We start from the raw sequence: 18,618 nt of genomic DNA, 5'->3' as shown, positions 1-18,618 counted from the left end.
CGACACCCGTCTCCGTCCGCCTCACCGCTATGGGAGCGACGCCATGCCTCCTCGTCGTCAGCGCGCCTTGCGCGTCATCCCCCCCGCCCTGCGCCGTCAGGGCCGGGGCAACTCGGTGACCGACCACTCCACCGAGGAGCCGGAGGCCACTGAGCCCCGGTCGAGCATCGTCGACGCCGCGCTGTACCGCGACGGCAAGCGCATCAGCACGCCCAGCTCGCTGGCCGAGACGTACCGCCAGCTGCGCACCGACGCCGAGGCGATGGCGTGGATCGGGCTCTACAAGCCCAGCGACGCCGAGCTGTTGTCGCTGGCCGACGAGTTCGACCTGCATCCGCTGGCCGTCGAGGACGCCATGGAGGCGCACCAGCGACCCAAGCTGGAGCGCTACGGCGAGACCCTGTTCGTGGTGCTGCGTGCGGCGCGTTACCTCGACGCCGTCGAGGAGGTCGACTTCGCCGAGCTGCACCTGTTCGTCGGGCCCGGGTTCGTCATCACCGTCCGGCACGGCGCGGCGCCCAATCTGTCGTCGGTCCGCCGGCGCATGGAGGACGATCCCGACCTGCTGCGCCTCGGACCCGAGGCCGTGCTGTACGCCGTCCTCGACTCCGTCGTCGACGGCTACGTCCCGGTGGTCAACGGCGTCAGCAACGACGTCGACGAGATCGAGGTGCAGGTGTTCGGCCGCGACCCCAAGGTGTCGCGGCGCATCTACGAGCTGTCGCGCGAGGTGCTGGAGTTCCAGCGGGCCACCCGGCCGCTGGCCAGCATGATGTCCGGGCTCGAGGGCGGCTTCGAGAAGTACGGCACCGACGAGGAGCTGCAGCGTTACCTGCGCGACGTCGCCGACCATGTCACGGAGGTGACGGAGCGGGTCGACAGCTTCCGCCAGGTGCTCTCCGACATCCTGGCCGTCAACGCGACGCTGGTGACGCAGCAGCAGAACGAGGAGATGAAGTCGCTGACCGAGGCCAGCTTCGAGCAGAACGAGGAGCTCAAGAAGATCTCCGCCTGGGCCGCCATCCTGTTCGCGCCGACGCTCGTCGGGACCATCTACGGCATGAACTTCGACAACATGCCTGAGACGCACTGGGCGTTCGGTTACCCGTTCGCGCTGCTGCTCATGGCGTTCGTCTGCGCCGCCCTGTTCGTGATCTTCCGGAAGAAGGACTGGCTCTGAGCCGACGCCGGCAGGGTCGTGAAGGCCTGGCAGCCGACCGCGAGGTCTGACGTCTGTCCCCGGATGAGAGGCTGGACCCATGCAGCTGCGGATCTTCACCGAGCCCCAACAGGGCGCGAGTTATGACGACCTCCTCGCCGTCGCACAGGCGACCGAGCGGCTCGGCTTCGACGCCTTCTTCCGGTCCGACCATTACCTGAAGATGGGCGGCGTCAGCGGACTGCCCGGCCCGACCGACGCGTGGACGACGCTGGCCGGGCTGGCCCGCGAGACGTCGCGCATCCGGCTGGGCACGCTGGTGTCGTCGGCGACGTTCCGGCACCCCGGCGTGCTGGCCATCCAGGTCGCGCAGGTCGACCAGATGTCCGGCGGCCGGGTCGAGCTGGGGCTGGGCGCGGGCTGGTACGCGCAGGAGCACGCGGCCTACGGCATCCCGTTCCCGGAGAAGCGATTCGGCCTGCTCGAGGAGCAGTTCGCCGTCATCACCGGGCTGTGGAACACCCCGACCGGCTCGACGTTCGACTTCTCGGGCTCGCACTACACGGTGTCTGATTCCCCGGGGCTGCCGAAGCCGGTGCAGCAGCCGGTGCCGCTCATCGTCGGCGGCAACGGCCCACGCCGCACGCCTGCGCTGGCCGCGAAGTATGCCGCCGAGTACAACACCTCGTTCCCGCCGAAGGCGGAGATCGGCGATCGGTTCCTGGCCGTGCGCAAGGCGTGTGAGGAGGCTGGTCGCGACCCCGACTCGCTGGTCTACTCGGTCGCACTGGTGGCGTGCGTCGGGGCCGACGAGGCGGAGTTCGCCCGCCGTGCGGCCGCCATCGGGCGCGAGCCGGCCGAGGTGCGGAGGAACGGCCTGGCCGGCACGCCGCAGGAGGTGGTCGACGGCATCAACGCCATCCGCGAGCTGGGCGGCGGCCGGGTCTACCTGCAGATCCTGGACCTCGGCGACCTCGACCACCTGGAGCTGATCGCGGCCGAGGTCGCCCCGCACGTCGCCTGACGCTCGGGCCCCCTTGATCATCAACCTTCTGCGTCGTCTGAGCAGCACCAAAGGTTGATGATCACGGGTGTCCACAGAAGGGCGGCGCGGCGTTCGTGGGGCCGTCACCAGGATTACCCGAGCCTCAACACGCCTGCAATCGTGTTGAGGCTCGGGTGATCCTGGTGATGTACGCGATCGTTGATGATCAACGCTGTCCACAGCCACCGCCGGCACACCGAACCACGCCGGCGCGGGTCGAGGTGTGCCCAGACTCGCCCCGTCCCCCTGATAGCGCCCAGGGCCGCGGAGCTGCGGGTCAAGCGGTCATCGCCGCGCGAAGCGCCCAACAGTCCGCTTGAGGCGCGGGTGCGCGGCCAAGAGAATGGCCAGCATGGGGACGGCCAACGCCGCAGCCCCGGCCAACGCTGCATCCTCCGGCGAACCGGTCGCGACCGACCCACGGATCGGGTCGAAGAGCTGGAACGATCACGTTGAGCGGACGCCCTACTCGACGGTGACCGACTTCGCGAGGTTGCGGGGCTTGTCGACGTCGTGGCCGAGCGTCAGGGCGGCGTGGTAGGCGAGCAGCTGGAGCGGGATCGTCAGCAGCAGCGGGTCCAGCTCCGGCTCGCTCTTCGGCACGGTGATCACCTGGCCGGCCACGACGCCGAGGTCGACGCCGTCGTGCGTCACCACGACCAGTGGACCGGACCGTGCGGTGATCTCCTGCAGCGCGCCGAGGTTGCGGTCGAGCAGCTCGTCGTCGGGGACGATCGCGACGGTCGGCAGCTCCGGCCCGACCAGCGCCAGCGGCCCGTGCTTGAGCTCGGACGTCTGGTACGCCTCGGCGTGCCGGTAGGAGATCTCCTTGAGTTTCTGCGCGCCCTCGCGGGCGACCGGGAAGCCGCGGGTGCGGCCGACGAAGAACAGACTCGGCGCCTGTGCCAGCTCCTTCGCGACGGCGGCCAGGTGCGGCTCGCCGTCGAGGATCGCCTCGATCTGCTCCGGCAGCGCCTGCAGCGCGGTGATGAGGCGGCGCCCGTCTGCCGGTGAGACGTCGCGGATGCGGCCCAGGTGCAGGCCGAGCAGCGCGAACCCGACCAGCATGTTCGTCAGCGCCTTCGTCGAGGCGACCGCGACCTCCGGGCCGGCGTGCAGGTAGACGCCCCCGTCGCACTCGCGCGCGATGCTCGACCCGACCGCGTTGACCAGGCCGATCACCCGGCCGCCCTTCCGCTTCAGCTCCTGGACGGCGACCAGCGTGTCGTACGTCTCACCGGACTGGCTGACGGCGACGTAGAGGGTGTCCTTCTCGATGACCGGGTTGCGGTAGCGGAACTCCGAGGCCGGCTCGGCGTCGGCCGGGATGCGGGCGACCTCCTCGATGAACTGCGCGCCGGCCTGCCCGGCGTAGTAGGCCGAGCCGCAGCCGAGGATCTTGACCCGGCGGAACTCGCGCAGCTCACGGGCGTCCATCTCCAGGCCGCCGAGGCGGACGGTGTGGAACCGCTCGTCCAGCCGGCCCTTGAGGACGCGGCGGACGGCGTCGGGCTGCTCGGCGATCTCCTTGTGCATGAAGTGTTCGTGGCCGTCGGTGCCGTAGTCGGAAGCGTCCCAGTCGACGGTGACCGCGGTCTTCGTGGTGCGGGCGTTGCGGGTGAACGTCTGGTAGCCGTCGGCGCGCAGCGTGGCCAGCTCGCCGTCGTCGAGGTGGACGACCTGGCGGGTGTAGCGGACCAGGGCGGCGGTGTCGCTGGCGACATGCATCTCGCGGTCGCCGATGCCGATGATGATCGGGCTGCCGTTGCGGGCGACGACGATGCGGTCCGGGTGCGCCTGGTCGAGGACGGCGAGGCCGTAGGTGCCCTCGATGCGGTCGAGGGTCGCGAGGACGGCGTCCTCCAGGGAGCCGTTGCTCGTCCGGGCTCGGGAGATGAGGTGCGCCAGCACCTCGGTGTCGGTGTCGGAGCTCAGCTCGACGCCGTCAGCCGTCAACTCGGCGCGCAGCTGAGCGGCGTTGTCGATGATGCCGTTGTGCACGACCGCGACCCGGCCGTCGGCGCTGAGCTGCGGGTGGGCGTTGCGCTGTGACGGGACGCCGTGCGTGGCCCAGCGGGTGTGGCCGATGCCGACCTTGCCGCCGAACCGCTTCGGCAGCGACGCCTCCAGCTCGCGCACCCGGACGGCGTCGCGGTGCAGCCTGATCTCGCTCGGTCCCAGGACGGCGACGCCGGCGGAGTCGTAGCCGCGGTACTCCAGCCGCGCCAGGCCGTCGACCAGGATGGGGGCGGCCGGCTTCGCGCCGACGTATCCGACGATTCCGCACATGGTCGCGTGGTCCTCTCGTTGGGTTGGTGTCTAATCGGGTGGGCCGGGATGCGGCCAGGGGACGGCGTCAGCCGTAGACGATGCGGCGCAGCTGCCGGGCCGACAGTTCGGGCGCGCGGACCGGCCGATGAGTCAGTTCGGCCCGGATGCGCTCGAAGATCTCCTCGTTCTTACCGCCGCGCAGCCGCAGCTCGTGGTGGCGTCGCCGCACGTACTCCTCGACCGGTTCGGAGAAGTACGCCGCGACGTCGGCGACGATCCGCCGTACCTCGCCGGCCGGCAGCCCCGTCGACCGGATGATCTGCTCGACGAGATCCGCGGCGGTGTGGGTCACGGGTCACACCATGCCCGGACGACGGGCGGATCGCCAAGAATCTGCCCGGAATCGGGCAGGGATCTCGGTGTTCAGCCGCCTGGCTGCACCAGTCCGGTCTCGTAGGCGACGACGACGGCCTGGGCGCGGTCGCGCAGGTCGAGCTTCATGAGGATCCGGCTGACGTGCGTCTTGACCGTCTGCTCGGCCAGCACGAGCGTGTCGGCGATCTCGCCGTTCGACCGGCCGGCGGCGATGAGCTTGAGCACCTCGGTCTCGCGCGGGGTCAGCACCCGCAGCTGCTCGGGCCGGGGCCGGTTCTGTTGCGGGCGGCGGGCGAAGTCGGCGATCAAGGTGCGCGTGATCGACGGCGCCAGCAGCGCGTCGCCGGCCGCCACCACCCGGACGGCGTGCACGAGGTCGGCGGCCGGCGCGTCCTTGAGCAGGAAGCCGCTGGCGCCGGCCCGCAGCGCCTCGTACACGTAGTCGTCGAGGTCGAACGTGGTGAGCATGATCACCCTGGGGTGCTGGTCGCCGGGCGCCTTGAGGATGCGCCGGGTCGCCTCCAGCCCGTCCAGTACCGGCATCCGCACGTCCATCAACACCACGTCCGGGTGCTTCCTCCACACCGCGTCGACCGCCTCGGCCCCGTTGGCCGCGCTCCCGACCACCTCCAGGTCGTCCTGCGCGGCGAGCAACGCCCCGAACCCCTCCCGCACCATCGCCTGGTCGTCCACGATCAGCACCCGCGTCGTCATGCGTCGGGCTCCTCGGTGTCGGTGTGGTGTTCGGCGCCGTCGGGGTCCGGCGGCGGGCCGGCCCGATAGGGGAGGACGGCGGTGACGGCGAACCCGCCCGTCGCGGTCGGCCCGGCGCCCAGTGTTCCTCCCACCACGGCGGCGCGCTCGCGCATGCCGGGGAGCCCGTGCCCATTCGCCCTGGTCGCCCCGCTCTTCGGGGTTGCCGGGGCGGTGTTGCGGACCCGCAGCTCGACCGCCTGTGCCGTGTACGAGACGTCGACGGTGACCTCGGTGCCGGAGGCGTGCCGAACCGCGTTGGCCAGCGACTCCTGCACGATCCGGTACGCCGACAGTCCGACCGCGCCCGAGACCTCCGTCACCGGCACCCCGGCCGTCGTCAACTCGACCGCCACGCCGGACCGCCGCGCGCCGTCGACCAGGTCGCCGAGCTGGGCCAGGCCCGGCTGCGGCGCCAGCGCGACCGTCTCGTCCGCCCCGCGCAGCACGCCGAGCAGGCCGCGGATCTCGTCCAGCGCCTGCCGGGCCGACCCGCTGATCGACGCGAACTCGGCGCGCGCGTCGTCGGACAGCCCTTCGATCCGGTACGGCGCGGTCTCGGCCTGCACGACGACCATCGACATGTGGTGCGCGACGACATCGTGCAGGTCGCGGGCGATGCGGCTGCGCTCCTCCAGGACCGTGCGGCGGGCCTTCTCCAGTTCGCTGAGCTCGGTCTGCCGTTCGAGGTCGCGGCTGGTGGTCCGGCGGGCGCGGACGAGGTCGCCGATGACCGCGGTCGCCGTCACCGCCACGATCATCGTGACCGCCGTGCCGGCGTCGTCGCCCATGCCCGTGAGCATCGCCGCGATGGTGATCGCCCACACGCAGACCGTCGTCCACCGGTCGTACCGCACGGCGACGAAGAACACCGTCGCGAGCCAGATCCACTGGAAGATCACCGGCCAGGCGCCGTCGTACTCGCCGTCGCTCGGCGCGCCCAGCGTGAGCAGCACGACGCCGAGGACGGTGGCGATGCGCCAGCCGACGAGCGGGTACCGGTCGACCAGGCCGGCCGGCAGCGCCATCGCCATCGCGGCGACCGGCACCAGCAGCGGATGGATCGCGACCGACGCCTCGACTGTCGACAACGCCACCCAGAACACGACGAACGCGGCCAGCCACGGCACGTAGCGGCGCACCCACGGCGCGACCCCGCTCGGCTCGGCGGCCGGCGGCGGACCCCAGTCGAACGCCACCCGGCCGAGCCCGGCGCGCAGCAGGGCGGGCAGGTCGCCGGCGGACACCGGCGCCTCGGCCGGCAGGGCCCGGAACACCGGCAGGCGCCGCGCCACCATCCCCGCCACACCGGCCGCCGCCGCGCCGACCGCCCATCCGGCCCGTAGGTGATCGGGCACCGAGGCGGCGAACAGCGCCGCGGTCGCGACGGCCGCCACGACCGGGACGGCGAGCTCGCCGAGCACCGTCGCCGCCCGCGATCGCCGCCGGCGCCCGGAAGGGTCGTCCCGTCCGTCCGCGTCGCCGGGGGAGTGCGACCAGGGCAGCGGCTGCAGCGCCGTCGCGAACAGCAGTGCCAGCAGCACCACTCCGTGCACCGTCGGCCACGGCCACGGGTCGCCATCGACCACGTCGTAGACGCGCGACACCAGCAGCGCCGACCCGGCCGACAGCAGCCAGCCGAGCGCCGGCAGCGTCGTGATCAGGCCGAGCGGCGCGGCCGCCGCGACAGCGACGAGCGGCGTCGCGTTCAGCGGCACGTCCAGCACGTCGCCCGCCGTCTGCAGGGTCACGACGAACGCCGCCGCAGCCCCCAGCCACGGCAGCCACGACCCGATGGTGCGCCGTTCGCCGTTCACGCGACTCACACTAGGGCGGCGACCCCCGCCGGGCGTCGTACTACGGAGGTGTCCCTCAGGGATACCGGCGGGGTACCTCGAACCTGGCTCCGCGGCGTGACGATCGGCCGCAGTCGCGTTCTTAGCGTCCGGCGGCATGAGGAATCGCATCGGACTTCTCGCGGCCGCTCTACTCGCGTCGTTCGCGTTGACCGGGGCCGGCCAGGTGGTGACGCCGTCCGCGCCGGAGAACGAACGCGCCGCCCACGCCGTCGCCGTGCTCACCGGCGGGTCCGGCGTACCGGCCGGTGTTGGCGCTTCGGGCGGTGTCGGCACTTTGGGCCGTGCGGGCGCCTCGGGCGGCGAGGTCGCGGCGGTGCTCCCGGCCGACCTCGCCGCGGTCGTGGGCTATGAGCCGCTCGTGGTGACCGACCCGGACGGCTCCGTTCACGTGACCGATCCCGACGGCGGTTGTTCTTGGCTGGGCGACACGACCTACGGCTTCGACCGCGCGTGCCGATCGCATGACCTCGGCTACGACCTGCTCCGCTACGCGACCGCGAAGGGCGGCGAACTGGGGCCCTGGGCGCGCCGGGCGATCGACGAGCGGTTCGCCGCAGATCTTCGGTCTCGCTGCGCCGAGGTGGACGGCGGCGCCGCCTGTTCCGCGCTCGCCCGCCTGACCACCAGCGCCGTCGGGTTCAACTCGTGGCGGCAGGGCTACGGCAACCCGGGCAGCGAGGCGGTCTGGCCGTACCTGGTGTCGGCGGTCCTCATCGCCGGCGCCGCCGCCGGCCCCTCGATCGCCGTACGGTGTCGGCAGCGGTGGTCGCGATGAGGCCGGTCGACGCGGTCCCAGGCGGCGCGGCGCCCGGCGTCACGACCCCTAGCGCGGCGGTGCTGGATGCCGCGGGCCGCGAAACGGGGACGGCGCGGGATCGGCTGGTGGACGCGGTCCGTGCTGCAAGCGTGGCGGTGGTGGTCCTCGGTCATTGGCTGATGGCGTCGGTGTCCGTGCCAGCGGCCGGCGGCGACCACGCGGCGTTCGTGCGGTCGAGGCTGACCCGCCTGTGGCGGCCGGTGGCGCGGTTCCTGCCGGTGGTTCCGGCGGTCGGCATGGTAGGCCTGCCTGGGCAACTGTCCACCATGTCGCCGCGACCGTGTGCGTCCTCGTCCTGAGCGTCGGCCAAGGCGCGTCCATCCTGCTGGCTCGTCCGCGATTGCAGCGCTGGCTGAGTCGCCCGGCGCCGTGGGCGGCGGGCGTGCGGCCGGCGGGCATCGTCATGGGAGCGGGACCTCTGCGGTGAGGGGTTCCGGCGCCTGGAAATCGTACTGGGCATCGGGCGGAAGGCCGACCGTGCCGATGGGGCGGTAGGCGAGGGTCACCGAGCGCAGATCGTCGGGGACGAGGAAGGCGAGGACGTTGGAGAGGGCGGGCGGGTAGGCGGGCGTCGCCATGCCGGCGTCGTGGGCGACGGTCCAGCTGGCGGCCGCGTCGAGTTCGGCCCGCCAGGAGGTGTTGGCGGGCTGGCGCAAGTGATCGTCGACCCGGAGGACCAGCCAGGCATGCCCCGGCGGCGCCCAGCCCTCGTAGCGATCGAACGGCGACAGGTACATCTCGGCGACCCTGCCGCCGTAGCCGACGTCGAGCCCACCACGGGTGATGTCGCCGGCGCCGGTGCCGAACTCGGCCTCCAGTTGCTCTTGCGTGCGCACGGCGATGGTCCGCGGCGGCCAGCCCGGCACGGACACCGGCACGGTGGTGGGCCGGTCGTACGCGACCCGGGACACCGACGACGTCACCTCGCCCGTGTCGAGGTCGAGCCGCTGGTCGGCCCCGTCGACCGTGGCGATCAGGGCGGGCTCCGCGTCGTCGGCGGTCGCGGCGACCAGCAGATGCTCCTCGGGTCCGCGGTCGGCGCAGGGCAGATCGTCGCAGGGCAGGACCAGCGGGTCGTCGATGCCGTCCCGGGTGACCGGCAGCCGCTCGGACCCGGTGTCGAGCCAGAGGGTCGTCGCGGCGTCGCGCGGCGGCCGGTCCGTACCGGTGCCGGTCAGGAACGGATCGGCTGACGGCGCGAGGGCCGTGGGAGCGGCGACCCTGACGCGCCACACCCGCGCGACGAGGTCGTCGGTGCGGGCGCGGAGATCCCACCCACCTACCGCCTCCACCGTCACCGTGGCGGCCGGTGTGACCAATCGCAGCGGCGGCGACAGCGGCTCCAGTCCGCCGACGTCGTCCGCCGGCATCAGCACCGCCGCACCCGGCGTGACCTCGACCGGAACCGCCGGCGAGGGTGACCCTGACCCCGTCGCCGCACCCGTCGTCGCGATCGGCGGCGTCACATCGGCCGCCGGACGCATCTCCACCCCGCACGCGGCCAGGACGAGGACGATCCACAGCAGCATCCATGTCTTCACACCTCCTATGGGTCAATCGGGAAGGGCGAATGTGACAGCCGGGGCGAAGAAGATCTCGACGTGATATCTTGAAGTCAAGAGACTTCCGGTTAGGCGAGCCTCAGCGCGCCGGCGTCACCGCCGTGCGCGACGATGAGCGGAGCGAACCATGACGCGAGAGGTTGGGGATCGAACGTGACCAGCAAGGACAGCTTCGGCGCGAAGGGAATCCTGCAGGTCGGTGACGCCTCCTACGAGGTGTACCGGCTGGCCGCCGCGGGCGACGTCGGGCGGCTGCCGTACAGCCTGAAGATCCTGCTGGAGAACCTGCTGCGCACCGAGGACGGCGCCAACATCACCGCTGACCACGTCCGTGCGGTGGTCGACTGGGACGCCGAGGCGCAGCCCAACACCGAGATCCAGTTCACGCCGGCGCGCGTCGTCATGCAGGACTTCACCGGTGTGCCGTGCGTCGTCGACCTCGCCACCATGCGCGAGGCGATGAGCGACCTCGGCGGCGACCCGTCGAAGATCAACCCGCTGGCGCCGGCCGAGCTGGTCATCGACCACTCCGTCATCGCCGACGTGTTCGGCGCGCCCGACTCGTTCGCCCGCAACGTCGAGCTCGAGTACGGCCGCAACAAGGAGCGCTACCAGTTCCTGCGCTGGGGTCAGGGCGCGTTCGACGACTTCAAGGTCGTCCCGCCGGGCACCGGCATCGTGCACCAGGTCAACATCGAGCACCTGGCCCGCACCGTCATGGTCCGCGACGGCGTCGCCTACCCGGACACCTGCGTGGGCACCGACAGCCACACGACCATGGTCAACGGCCTCGGCGTGGTCGGCTGGGGCGTGGGCGGCATCGAGGCCGAGGCGGCCATGCTCGGCCAGCCGGTCAGCATGCTGATCCCGCGGGTCGTCGGTTTCAAGCTGTCCGGCTCGCTGCCCGAGGGCGCGACCGCCACCGACCTCGTCCTCACCATCACCGAGCAGCTGCGCAAGCACGGCGTCGTCGGCAAGTTCGTCGAGTTCTACGGCCCCGGCGTCGCCGAGGTGCCGCTGGCCAACCGCGCCACCATCGGCAACATGAGCCCCGAGTACGGCTCCACCATCGCGGTGTTCCCGATCGACGACGAGACGGTCCGCTACCTGCGCCTCACCGGCCGGACGGACGAGCAGGTCGCGCTGGTCGAGGTGTACGCGAAGGAGCAGGGCCTCTGGCACGACCCCGCGCAGGAGCCAACGTACTCCGAGTACCTCGAGCTCGACCTCGGCACCGTCGTCCCGTCCATCGCCGGCCCGAAGCGCCCGCAGGACCGCGTCTCGCTCACCGACGGCAAGACGGCGTTCCGCATCTCGCTGCGCGACTACGTGGCGCACGACGGCGGCCCACACACAGCCCTCGACGAGGCCGTCGAGGAGACCTTCCCGGCCAGCGACCCCGTCGCCGTGCACCACAACGGCAACGGCGCGGAGCAGCCGCGAACCCCGGTGTCGGCGGCGGTCGGCGCCGAGGGTCGCCCGTCGGCACCGATCAAGGTGACGCTCGACGACGGCACCGAGTGCGAGATCGACCACGGCGCCGTCGTGATCGCGGCCATCACGTCCTGCACGAACACGTCGAACCCGTCGGTCATGATCGGCGCGGCGCTGCTGGCCAAGAAGGCGGTCGAGCGCGGCCTGAACCGCAAGCCGTGGGTCAAGACGACGCTCGCGCCGGGGTCGAAGGTCGTCATGGACTACTACGAGCGCGCCGGCCTGACGCCGTACCTCGAGAAGCTGGGCTTCCACCTGGTCGGCTACGGCTGCACGACGTGCATCGGCAACTCCGGCCCGCTGCCCGAGGCGGTGTCCGCCGCCGTCGACGAGAACGACCTCGCCGTCGTCTCCGTCCTGTCGGGCAACCGCAACTTCGAGGGGCGCATCAACCCCGACGTCAAGATGAACTACCTGGCGTCGCCGCCGCTGGTGGTCGCGTACGCGCTGGCCGGCAGCATGGACATCGACATCACGACCGAGCCGCTGGGCACCGACAGCGACGGCCAGCCCGTCTATCTGCGCGACCTGTGGCCGTCGCCGACGGAGATCGAGGAGGTCGTCGAGACGGCGATCGCCAGCGAGATGTTCACCCGCGACTACGCCGACGTGTTCGCCGGTGACCAGCAGTGGCAGTCGCTGCCGACGCCATCGGGCACCACGTTCGCCTGGGACGCCGAATCGACGTACGTGCGCAAGCCGCCGTACTTCGAGGGCATGGGCGTGTCGCCGTCGCCAGTGTCGGACATCGCCGGTGCGCGGGTGCTGGCCAAGCTGGGCGACTCCGTGACGACGGACCACATCAGCCCGGCGGGCGCCATCAAGGCCGACTCGCCGGCGGGGCAGTACCTGTCGTCGCATGACGTGCAGCGGCGCGACTTCAACTCGTACGGGTCGCGGCGCGGCAACCACGAGGTGATGATCCGCGGGACGTTCGCCAACATCCGGCTGCGCAACCAGATCGCGCCGGGGACGGAGGGCGGCTTCACCAGGGACTTCACCCAGGGTTCGACGCCGGCCGACGCGCCGGTCACGACGATCTACGACGCGTCGGTGGCGTACGCGGACGCCGGCGTGCCGCTGGTCATCCTGGCCGGCAAGGAGTACGGCTCCGGCTCGTCGCGCGACTGGGCGGCGAAGGGGACGGCGCTGCTGGGCGTCCGCGCGGTGATCGCGGAGTCGTACGAGCGCATCCACCGGTCCAACCTGATCGGGATGGGCGTCCTGCCGCTGCAGTTCCCGGAGGGGGAGTCGGCCGACTCCCTGGGGCTGACCGGTGAGGAGACGTTCGAGATCACCGGCGTGACGGCGCTGAACGACGGCGAGACGCCGGCGACGGTGCACGTCCGCGCTGATGACGTGGAGTTCGACGCGGTGGTGCGCATCGACACGCCGGGGGAGGCGGACTACTACCGCCACGGCGGCATCATGCAGTACGTGCTGCGCAGTCTGCTCTGAGGTTCGTTCGATTCTTGGTACGGCGCCGCCGGCCGGTCCTGGTCGTCCACAGGCCGGCCGTCGGCGCCGCTTTGTCCACATTTCCGCGATCGGCGGTGGTGGCGGCCGCTCGGTTCTGGTGATCTCGACGGCATGCGCACGCTGCCCCACGACGTCGGCCGCCTGCTCCGTTCGGGGCACGGCGTGTTCAGCGTCACCGAGGCACAGGCACGCGGGATCACACGATCGCGGCTGGCGCGGCTGGAGCGGTCCGCGCTCCTGGTGCGCCTGGCGAAGGGGGTGTATGCCGACGCGGCGGAGTACGCGGCAGCAGACGAGTGGACGGCGTTCACCCAGCGCTCGCGTGCCTTCACGCTGGCCTGTGGCCCTTGGGCTGCGGCCGCTGGCTGGTCGGCGGCCGCCGTGCTTGGCCTGCCTGTCATCGGCACGCCGCCGGCGCAGCCCTTGGCCGTGGTGCCGGTCGGCGCCCGGATGGCCAGCGACAACGTGGCCGGCCGGCTCAGGGCGGTAGCGCTGGCGCCGCATCATCGCACTTACGCCAACGGATGCCGGGTGACGTCCGCGCCGCGGACCATCGTCGATGTCGCCCGGACGTCGTCGCGCGCGGAGGCTCTGGTGGCCGCTGATGCGGCGCTGGCCGCGGGTGCGACCGTGGCGGAGCTGCGAGCGGTGGTGGAGTTCCAGGCGTGCTGGCGCGGGATCCGGACCGCCACGTGGGTGGTCGACCATGCCGACGGCTTCGCGGAGAGCCCGTTGGAGACGCTGGGGCGGCTGGCGTTCATCGAGTACGGCCTGCCAGTGCCGGTGTCGAATGCCTGGATCGACACCGGGCAGGGGCGCTACCGCGTCGATCACCTGCTGCCCGACCGGTGGCTGGTGTTCGAAGGCGACGGGGCGCTCAAGTACGACAACCGCTTGGACGCCGGCCGAGTGGTCGCCGACCAGCGAGAACGCGAATGGCAGTTGCGTGAGCTGGGGCTGGAGGTGGTGCGCTACGGCTGGGACCTAGCCCGGTACGACCATAGGCGGTTGGCGGCGCGGTTTGCACGGGCGATCGAGCGATGCCCCGTGCGTCCCGAGCCGGTGCCGTGGTGGCGTGGCCCCGTACCGCATCGTCTTGGGTCTGGGTGACGTGTTCGGGCCTGTTGACGCCGTGGAGCGCGACATAGACCCAAGTCGTGACGCAGACCCACGACGTCAGGGGGCGGGTGGCGGGAGGGGCTCGATGCGGGTGTCGTCGGCCGGCTCGCGGGAACGGGCAGCGCGGCCCATGCCGATGATTCCGATCAGCATGACCAGCAGTGCCGCCGCACACACCCAGGCGCCGGCCTGGACGTCGCCCACCGACACCGACAGCGAGTCGTCGTTGGCGGACATGACGATCCAGAGCACCAGCGTCGCCAGTCCGACCAGCCAGCCCAGACCCAGGACGAACCGCGACAGCAGCAGCGCGCCGAGCAGGCCGAGGACGGTCACCGATGCGAGCGCCAGCGCCATCGAGTTCCAGTACGAGGACGGTTCGCCGACGGGGGAGGTCTGGAAGAGCCGCTCGAGCGGGATCTCGGTGGCGTCGCGCCCGCCGTGCCAGTCGAGGTATGCGCTCGCCGTGACGCCCAGGGCGCCGACGAAGGCGACGACGGCTCCAGCGACACGTTGACGTGTGGTCATGTGGATCGCCTCCTCGCCGAGGGTCCAGACGACTCGCTCACGGCCTCGCGCCGGGCGGCACGTGCCGCACTTCCACTGTGCCACGCGTCCCAGAACCACGCACGTCAGAACGGTGAAGAGCGCGAGTCAGTCGTCGTCGCCGAACATCGACAGCGGGGCGTCGACCTCTTCCTTGCGCGGTCCCATGACGACGATGCCGACCAGGATGGCCAGCAGCCCGGCCGCGCACAGCCACACGCCCGCGCCGACCCCGACGCCGGCCGGCGCGTTGTCGGTCGCGTTGCCGATGGCGCGCATCAGCCCCCAGAGCGCGAGCGTCGCGACGCCGACCATCCAGGCCAGGCCGAGCAGGAACCGGAACCGCACCAGCGCTCCGAGCGCCCCCAACGCGCCGACGACCGCCAGCGGCGCCGCGACCGACGTCCAGTAGCCGGTCGCCAGGCCGGGCGCGCCGGTCTCGGCCAGGTGCCGGATGGGCAGGTCGTGCGGCGCGCGGTCGCCGAACCACGCCACGTACGCGCTCAGCGCGCACAGCAGGCTGCCGACGCCAGCGATGATGGCCCCGGTCGCCCGGCGTCCCAGTCGGCCGACCGGCCCCCGCGCCCGTTCCTCGTGAGACACAGCGGAAGGGTAATGGCCCGCGAGGCGCGTGCTCAACAAGGAGACCTGAACGTGCTCAACAAGGAGACCTGAACGTGATCGAGAGCCGTTCGCCCTCTAGACTCGGCAGTCAGCACCGACGCGACTTGGAGGCAGCACGCGTGGGACTTCTCGACCGCATCAAGGACCCCCGCGAGCTGCGGGCACTGTCCGATGACGAGCTCGAGTCGCTGGCCGCGGAGATCCGCGACCGGTTGGTGGCCACCTGCGCCTCCAACGGCGGTCACCTCGGACCCAATCTCGGCGTCGTCGAGCTGACCATCGCGGCGCACCGGGTGTTCGACTCGCCGCGCGACCCCATCGTCTTCGACACCGGCCACCAGGCCTACGTGCACAAGATGCTCACCGGCCGGCACGACTTCACGCGGCTCAAGCAGTCCGGCGGGCTGTCCGGGTACCCGAGCCGGGCCGAGAGCGAGCACGACTGGGTCGAGAACTCGCACGCGTCGACGGCGCTGTCCTACGCCGACGGGATGGCCAAGGCGTTCGCCGTGCGCGGCGAGCGTGACCGCACCGTCGTCGCGTTCATCGGTGACGGCGCACTGACCGGCGGCATGGCCTGGGAGGCGCTGAACAACATCGCCGGCGGCCCGCAGACCGGTCCGGACCGCCGGCCGCTGGTCATCATCGTCAACGACAACGGCCGCTCCTACTCGCCGACGGTCGGCGGCCTGGCCCGGCACCTCACCGGGCTGCGCACCGACCCGCGCTACGAGCAGGCGCTCGACGTCGTCAAGCGCACGCTGGGGCGCACCGCGCTGGTCGGCCAGCCGCTCTACGACGCGCTGCACGGGGCAAAGAAGGGCCTCAAGGATCTGCTGGCGCCGCAGGGCATGTTCGAGGACCTCGGGCTCAAGTACATCGGGCCCATCGACGGGCACGACCGCACACAGGTGGAGCAGGCGCTCACCCAGGCGAAGCGGTTCGGCGGACCGGTGCTGGTGCACTGCCTGACGCAGAAGGGGTTCGGCTACGACCCCGCCGTCCGCGACGAGGCCGACCAGATGCACAGCCCGCGGCCGTTCGACCCCCTCACCGGCGCCCCCGCGGGCAAGCCGGTGCGCGAGTGGACCGACGTGTTCAGCGACGCGCTCGTGCGCGCCGGACGGGAGCGGCCCGACATCGTCGCCATCACCGCCGCGATGCTCGGCCCGACCGGGCTGGAGCCTTTCGCGCGGGCGTTCCCCGACCGCTGCTTCGACGTCGGCATCGCCGAGCAGCACGCGGCCACGTCCGCGGCCGGCATGGCGGCAATGGGCCTGCACCCGGTGGTCGCGGTCTACGCCACGTTCCTCAACCGCGCGTTCGACCAGGTGCTGATGGACTGCGCGCTGCACAAGGCGGGCGTGACGTTCGTGCTCGACCGCGCCGGCGTCACCGGCAACGACGGGCCGTCGCACAACGGCATGTGGGACATGTCGATCCTGCAGGTCGTACCAGGGCTGCGGCTGGCCGCTCCGCGCGACGGAAACCAGCTGGTCGAGCAGTTCGCCGAGGCTCTCGACGTCGACGACGCGCCCACGGTCGTGCGGTTCTCGAAGGGCGCGGTCGGGCCGGACGTGCCGGCGCTGGAGCGCATCGGAACGGTCGACGTGCTGGCCCGCGGCGAGACCCGCGACGTGCTGCTGGTCGCCGTCGGCGCCATGGGCAAGGTCGGCGTCGACACCGCGAAGCGGCTCGAGGCGCAGGGCGTCGGCGTCACCGTCGTCGACCCGCGCTGGGTGAAGCCGCTCGACGACGCGCTCGTCGACCTCGCGCGGCAGCACCGGCTGGTCGTGACCGTCGAGGACAACGGCCGCGTCGGCGGGGTCGGCTCGGTGCTGGCCCAGGTGCTGCGCGACGCCGGCGTCACCGTCCCGGTGCACGACTACGGACTGCCCCAGCAGTTCCTCGAGCACGCCAAACGCGACGAGATCCTGGCCGCCGCCGGGCTCACGGCGCAGAACCTGGCGCGCGAGGTGTCCGGGCTGGTCGCGGCGCTCGACAGCACGCCGCACGACCGGACGACGACGGTGTGATCGGTGGCCACCACTACTTCCCGGCGTCGTCCGGACCCTGACTGGCTGCGGCCCGAGGCGATCATCGCCGGGCGGCTGCTCATCATCGGCGTGGCCGTCGCCGCCGCGATGTGGCTGGTCCTGCAGGTGCAGTTCATCGCCACGGCGGTCGTGCTGGGCTTCGCCGAGGTGGCGCTGCTCTGGCCGCTGGCCCGCTGGCTGCGCAGCAAGCGGGTGCCGGCCGTCCTGGCGGCGCTGCTGTGCGTGCTGTTGTTCCTGGCGTTCTTCGCCGGGCTGCTGGTCTTCGTCATCACCGAGGTGGTCGACTCCTGGCCGCGCATGGTCGACGCCATCACCGGCTCGGTCAACGAGATCAACGAATGGCTCGAAGGCGGGCCGTTCGGCATGGACACGCAGAGCGTCCAGGATCTCCTCGGCGAGCTGCAGTCGCGGCTGGGCGACGTCCTCGGCGACGTCACCAGCGCGGCGGTCGGTGGGCTGTCGCTGGTCGGCAACTTCGCAACCGTCATCCTCATCGCCACGTTCTTCGCGATCTTCGCACTGACCAGCGGCGACAAGCTGTGGAACCAGTTCGTGGGGGCGCTGGCGCCGAGCCACCGCGAACCGGCCGACGCCGCCTTCCGGGCGTCGATGCGCACCGCCGGCAACTGGTTCTACGCCTCGACGCTCACCGGCCTGGTCGACGGCGTGCTGATCGGCGTCGGGCTGCTGATCCTCGACGTGCCGCTGGCCGTTCCTATCGGCGCGCTGACGTTCATCATGGCCTACATCCCGCTGGTCGGCGCCACGCTGGCCGGCGCGGTCGCGGTGCTGGTGGCGCTGTTCTCCGGTGGCTTCACGACGGCGCTGTGGGCGCTGGTCATCGTCATCATCGTGCAGCAGATCGAGGGCAACGTGCTGTCGCCGCTGCTCATGTCGCGGGCGCTCAACTTCCACCCGGTCGTGACACTGATCCTCACGACGGCGGCGGCCGCGGCGTTCGGCCTGGTCGGCCTGTTCCTCGCGGTCCCGGTGACGGGTGCGATCGTGGCGGCGGTGCTGGCGTGGCGACGGGTCACGCAGGCGCGCGAACTGGCCGAGAGTGGCGAGCCAACCGGCGGGAGCGGCGAACCGCCGCCAGCCGACGCGACCGCACCGCCGTCGGCAGACCCGCCGTCGCCGCTCGAGTCCCCGTCGCGTTAGGGAAGCACTTCGGGGTCCATCTCGCCGCTGGCGAAGAAGTACCGGTACTCGCCGAGAGCGCATGGATGGCTGGGATCGATGGGCATCAACGCGTTGTCGTAGTCGAGGTTGCCGCCGCCGAGGCCGACCGTGTCGCCCTCGCGCGCTCGTGGCCGGCCGGTGTCGTCGTAGACGACGGCGCGCCCGTCGCCCAGTCCTCGAACGGCGGTGTGCTCACCCGGCCCGCTCCTCTCCCTCTCTACTGTGTCAACGCCACCCTCGGGGTCAGGTGTTTGCACGCAAGGAGAGGAAAGCGGG

Annotated in this window: 16 protein-coding genes; 8 read left to right on the top strand and 8 right to left on the bottom strand. The window is 71.7% G+C overall.

From position 1 onward, the window contains the following. The first annotated feature begins 43 nt into the window (after nucleotides 1-43). Together E1262_RS05245 and E1262_RS05240 are read left to right on the top strand one after the other, a co-directional pair. Nucleotides 44-1,180, top strand: coding sequence for a magnesium and cobalt transport protein CorA (locus E1262_RS05245; protein WP_132101994.1), 1,137 nt, complete (start codon nucleotides 44-46; stop codon nucleotides 1,178-1,180). 79 nt (nucleotides 1,181-1,259) lie between these two features. Continuing rightward, nucleotides 1,260-2,183, top strand: a complete 924-nt coding sequence (locus tag E1262_RS05240) for an LLM class F420-dependent oxidoreductase (RefSeq protein WP_132101993.1) — start codon at nucleotides 1,260-1,262, stop codon at nucleotides 2,181-2,183. A 486-nt stretch (nucleotides 2,184-2,669) separates the two neighbouring features. Here the strand turns inward: E1262_RS05240 and glmS are convergent, their stop codons facing one another. From glmS to E1262_RS30765, 4 genes are all read right to left on the bottom strand, one after another. Further along, nucleotides 2,670-4,493, bottom strand: coding sequence for a glutamine--fructose-6-phosphate transaminase (isomerizing) (glmS, locus tag E1262_RS05235; protein WP_132101991.1), 1,824 nt, complete (start codon nucleotides 4,491-4,493; stop codon nucleotides 2,670-2,672). 67 nt (nucleotides 4,494-4,560) lie between these two features. Then, the gene (locus E1262_RS05230; protein ID WP_132101989.1) at nucleotides 4,561-4,827 is read right to left on the bottom strand and encodes a hypothetical protein; all 267 of its coding nucleotides are present in this window, start codon (nucleotides 4,825-4,827) and stop codon (nucleotides 4,561-4,563) included. 71 nt (nucleotides 4,828-4,898) lie between these two features. Further along, nucleotides 4,899-5,564 (bottom strand): response regulator, encoded by a 666-nt coding sequence (locus tag E1262_RS05225; RefSeq protein WP_132101988.1) that lies wholly within the window; start codon nucleotides 5,562-5,564, stop codon nucleotides 4,899-4,901. Beyond that, nucleotides 5,561-7,420 (bottom strand): sensor histidine kinase, encoded by a 1,860-nt coding sequence (locus E1262_RS30765; RefSeq protein WP_203453564.1) that lies wholly within the window; start codon nucleotides 7,418-7,420, stop codon nucleotides 5,561-5,563. Before E1262_RS30765 ends, E1262_RS05225 begins: the two co-directional genes overlap by 4 nt. Nucleotides 7,421-7,556: 136 nt before the next feature. Here E1262_RS30765 and E1262_RS05215 point away from each other — a divergent pair, with 136 nt between their 5' ends. Together E1262_RS05215 and E1262_RS05210 are read left to right on the top strand one after the other, a co-directional pair. Continuing rightward, nucleotides 7,557-8,237 carry a phospholipase A2 gene (locus E1262_RS05215; protein WP_132101987.1) on the top strand — a complete coding sequence of 227 codons (681 nt, stop codon included), beginning with the start codon at nucleotides 7,557-7,559 and terminating at the stop codon, nucleotides 8,235-8,237. Then, the gene (locus E1262_RS05210; RefSeq protein ID WP_132101985.1) at nucleotides 8,234-8,578 is read left to right on the top strand and encodes a hypothetical protein; all 345 of its coding nucleotides are present in this window, start codon (nucleotides 8,234-8,236) and stop codon (nucleotides 8,576-8,578) included. The genes E1262_RS05215 and E1262_RS05210 overlap by 4 nt, the downstream gene beginning before the upstream one ends. Nucleotides 8,579-8,680: 102 nt before the next feature. Here E1262_RS05210 and E1262_RS05205 read toward each other — a convergent pair whose 3' ends face one another. Next, on the bottom strand, nucleotides 8,681-9,808 hold the full coding sequence (locus E1262_RS05205) for a hypothetical protein (RefSeq protein WP_162605780.1): 1,128 nt from the start codon (nucleotides 9,806-9,808) through the stop codon (nucleotides 8,681-8,683). A gap of 144 nt (nucleotides 9,809-9,952) precedes the next feature. Here E1262_RS05205 and E1262_RS05200 point away from each other — a divergent pair, with 144 nt between their 5' ends. Beyond that, a complete protein-coding gene (locus E1262_RS05200; protein WP_132101982.1) occupies nucleotides 9,953-12,793 on the top strand; it encodes an aconitate hydratase in 2,841 nt (946 codons plus the stop codon). 132 nt (nucleotides 12,794-12,925) lie between these two features. Further along, the gene (locus E1262_RS05195) at nucleotides 12,926-13,924 is read left to right on the top strand and encodes a type IV toxin-antitoxin system AbiEi family antitoxin domain-containing protein (RefSeq protein ID WP_132101981.1); all 999 of its coding nucleotides are present in this window, start codon (nucleotides 12,926-12,928) and stop codon (nucleotides 13,922-13,924) included. 66 nt (nucleotides 13,925-13,990) lie between these two features. Here the strand turns inward: E1262_RS05195 and E1262_RS05190 are convergent, their stop codons facing one another. Together E1262_RS05190 and E1262_RS05185 are read right to left on the bottom strand one after the other, a co-directional pair. Beyond that, on the bottom strand, nucleotides 13,991-14,461 hold the full coding sequence (locus E1262_RS05190) for a hypothetical protein (RefSeq protein ID WP_132101980.1): 471 nt from the start codon (nucleotides 14,459-14,461) through the stop codon (nucleotides 13,991-13,993). Between the two features lie 126 nt (nucleotides 14,462-14,587). Next, entirely contained in the window at nucleotides 14,588-15,082 is a 495-nt protein-coding gene (locus tag E1262_RS05185; protein ID WP_132101978.1) for a hypothetical protein, read from the bottom strand. A gap of 140 nt (nucleotides 15,083-15,222) precedes the next feature. Here E1262_RS05185 and dxs point away from each other — a divergent pair, with 140 nt between their 5' ends. Both dxs and E1262_RS05175 read left to right on the top strand, forming a co-directional pair. After that, complete coding sequence (gene dxs / locus E1262_RS05180; protein WP_132101976.1) at nucleotides 15,223-17,139, top strand: 1-deoxy-D-xylulose-5-phosphate synthase; 1,917 nt, start codon at nucleotides 15,223-15,225, stop codon at nucleotides 17,137-17,139. A 3-nt stretch (nucleotides 17,140-17,142) separates the two neighbouring features. After that, nucleotides 17,143-18,321 carry an AI-2E family transporter gene (locus tag E1262_RS05175; RefSeq protein ID WP_132101974.1) on the top strand — a complete coding sequence of 393 codons (1,179 nt, stop codon included), beginning with the start codon at nucleotides 17,143-17,145 and terminating at the stop codon, nucleotides 18,319-18,321. Here E1262_RS05175 and E1262_RS05170 read toward each other — a convergent pair. Next, nucleotides 18,318-18,599 (bottom strand): hypothetical protein, encoded by a 282-nt coding sequence (locus E1262_RS05170; RefSeq protein WP_132101973.1) that lies wholly within the window; start codon nucleotides 18,597-18,599, stop codon nucleotides 18,318-18,320. The two genes, E1262_RS05175 and E1262_RS05170, sit on opposite strands and share 4 nt — an antisense overlap. Nucleotides 18,600-18,618: the final 19 nt, after the last annotated feature.

Origin of the sequence: Jiangella aurantiaca, assembly GCF_004349105.1 — a bacterium.
In the GTDB taxonomy this organism is placed as follows: domain Bacteria; phylum Actinomycetota; class Actinomycetes; order Jiangellales; family Jiangellaceae; genus Jiangella; species Jiangella aurantiaca.
The sequence above is the reverse complement of the archived record's forward strand: the minus strand, read 5'-3'. Positions and strand labels throughout refer to the sequence as shown.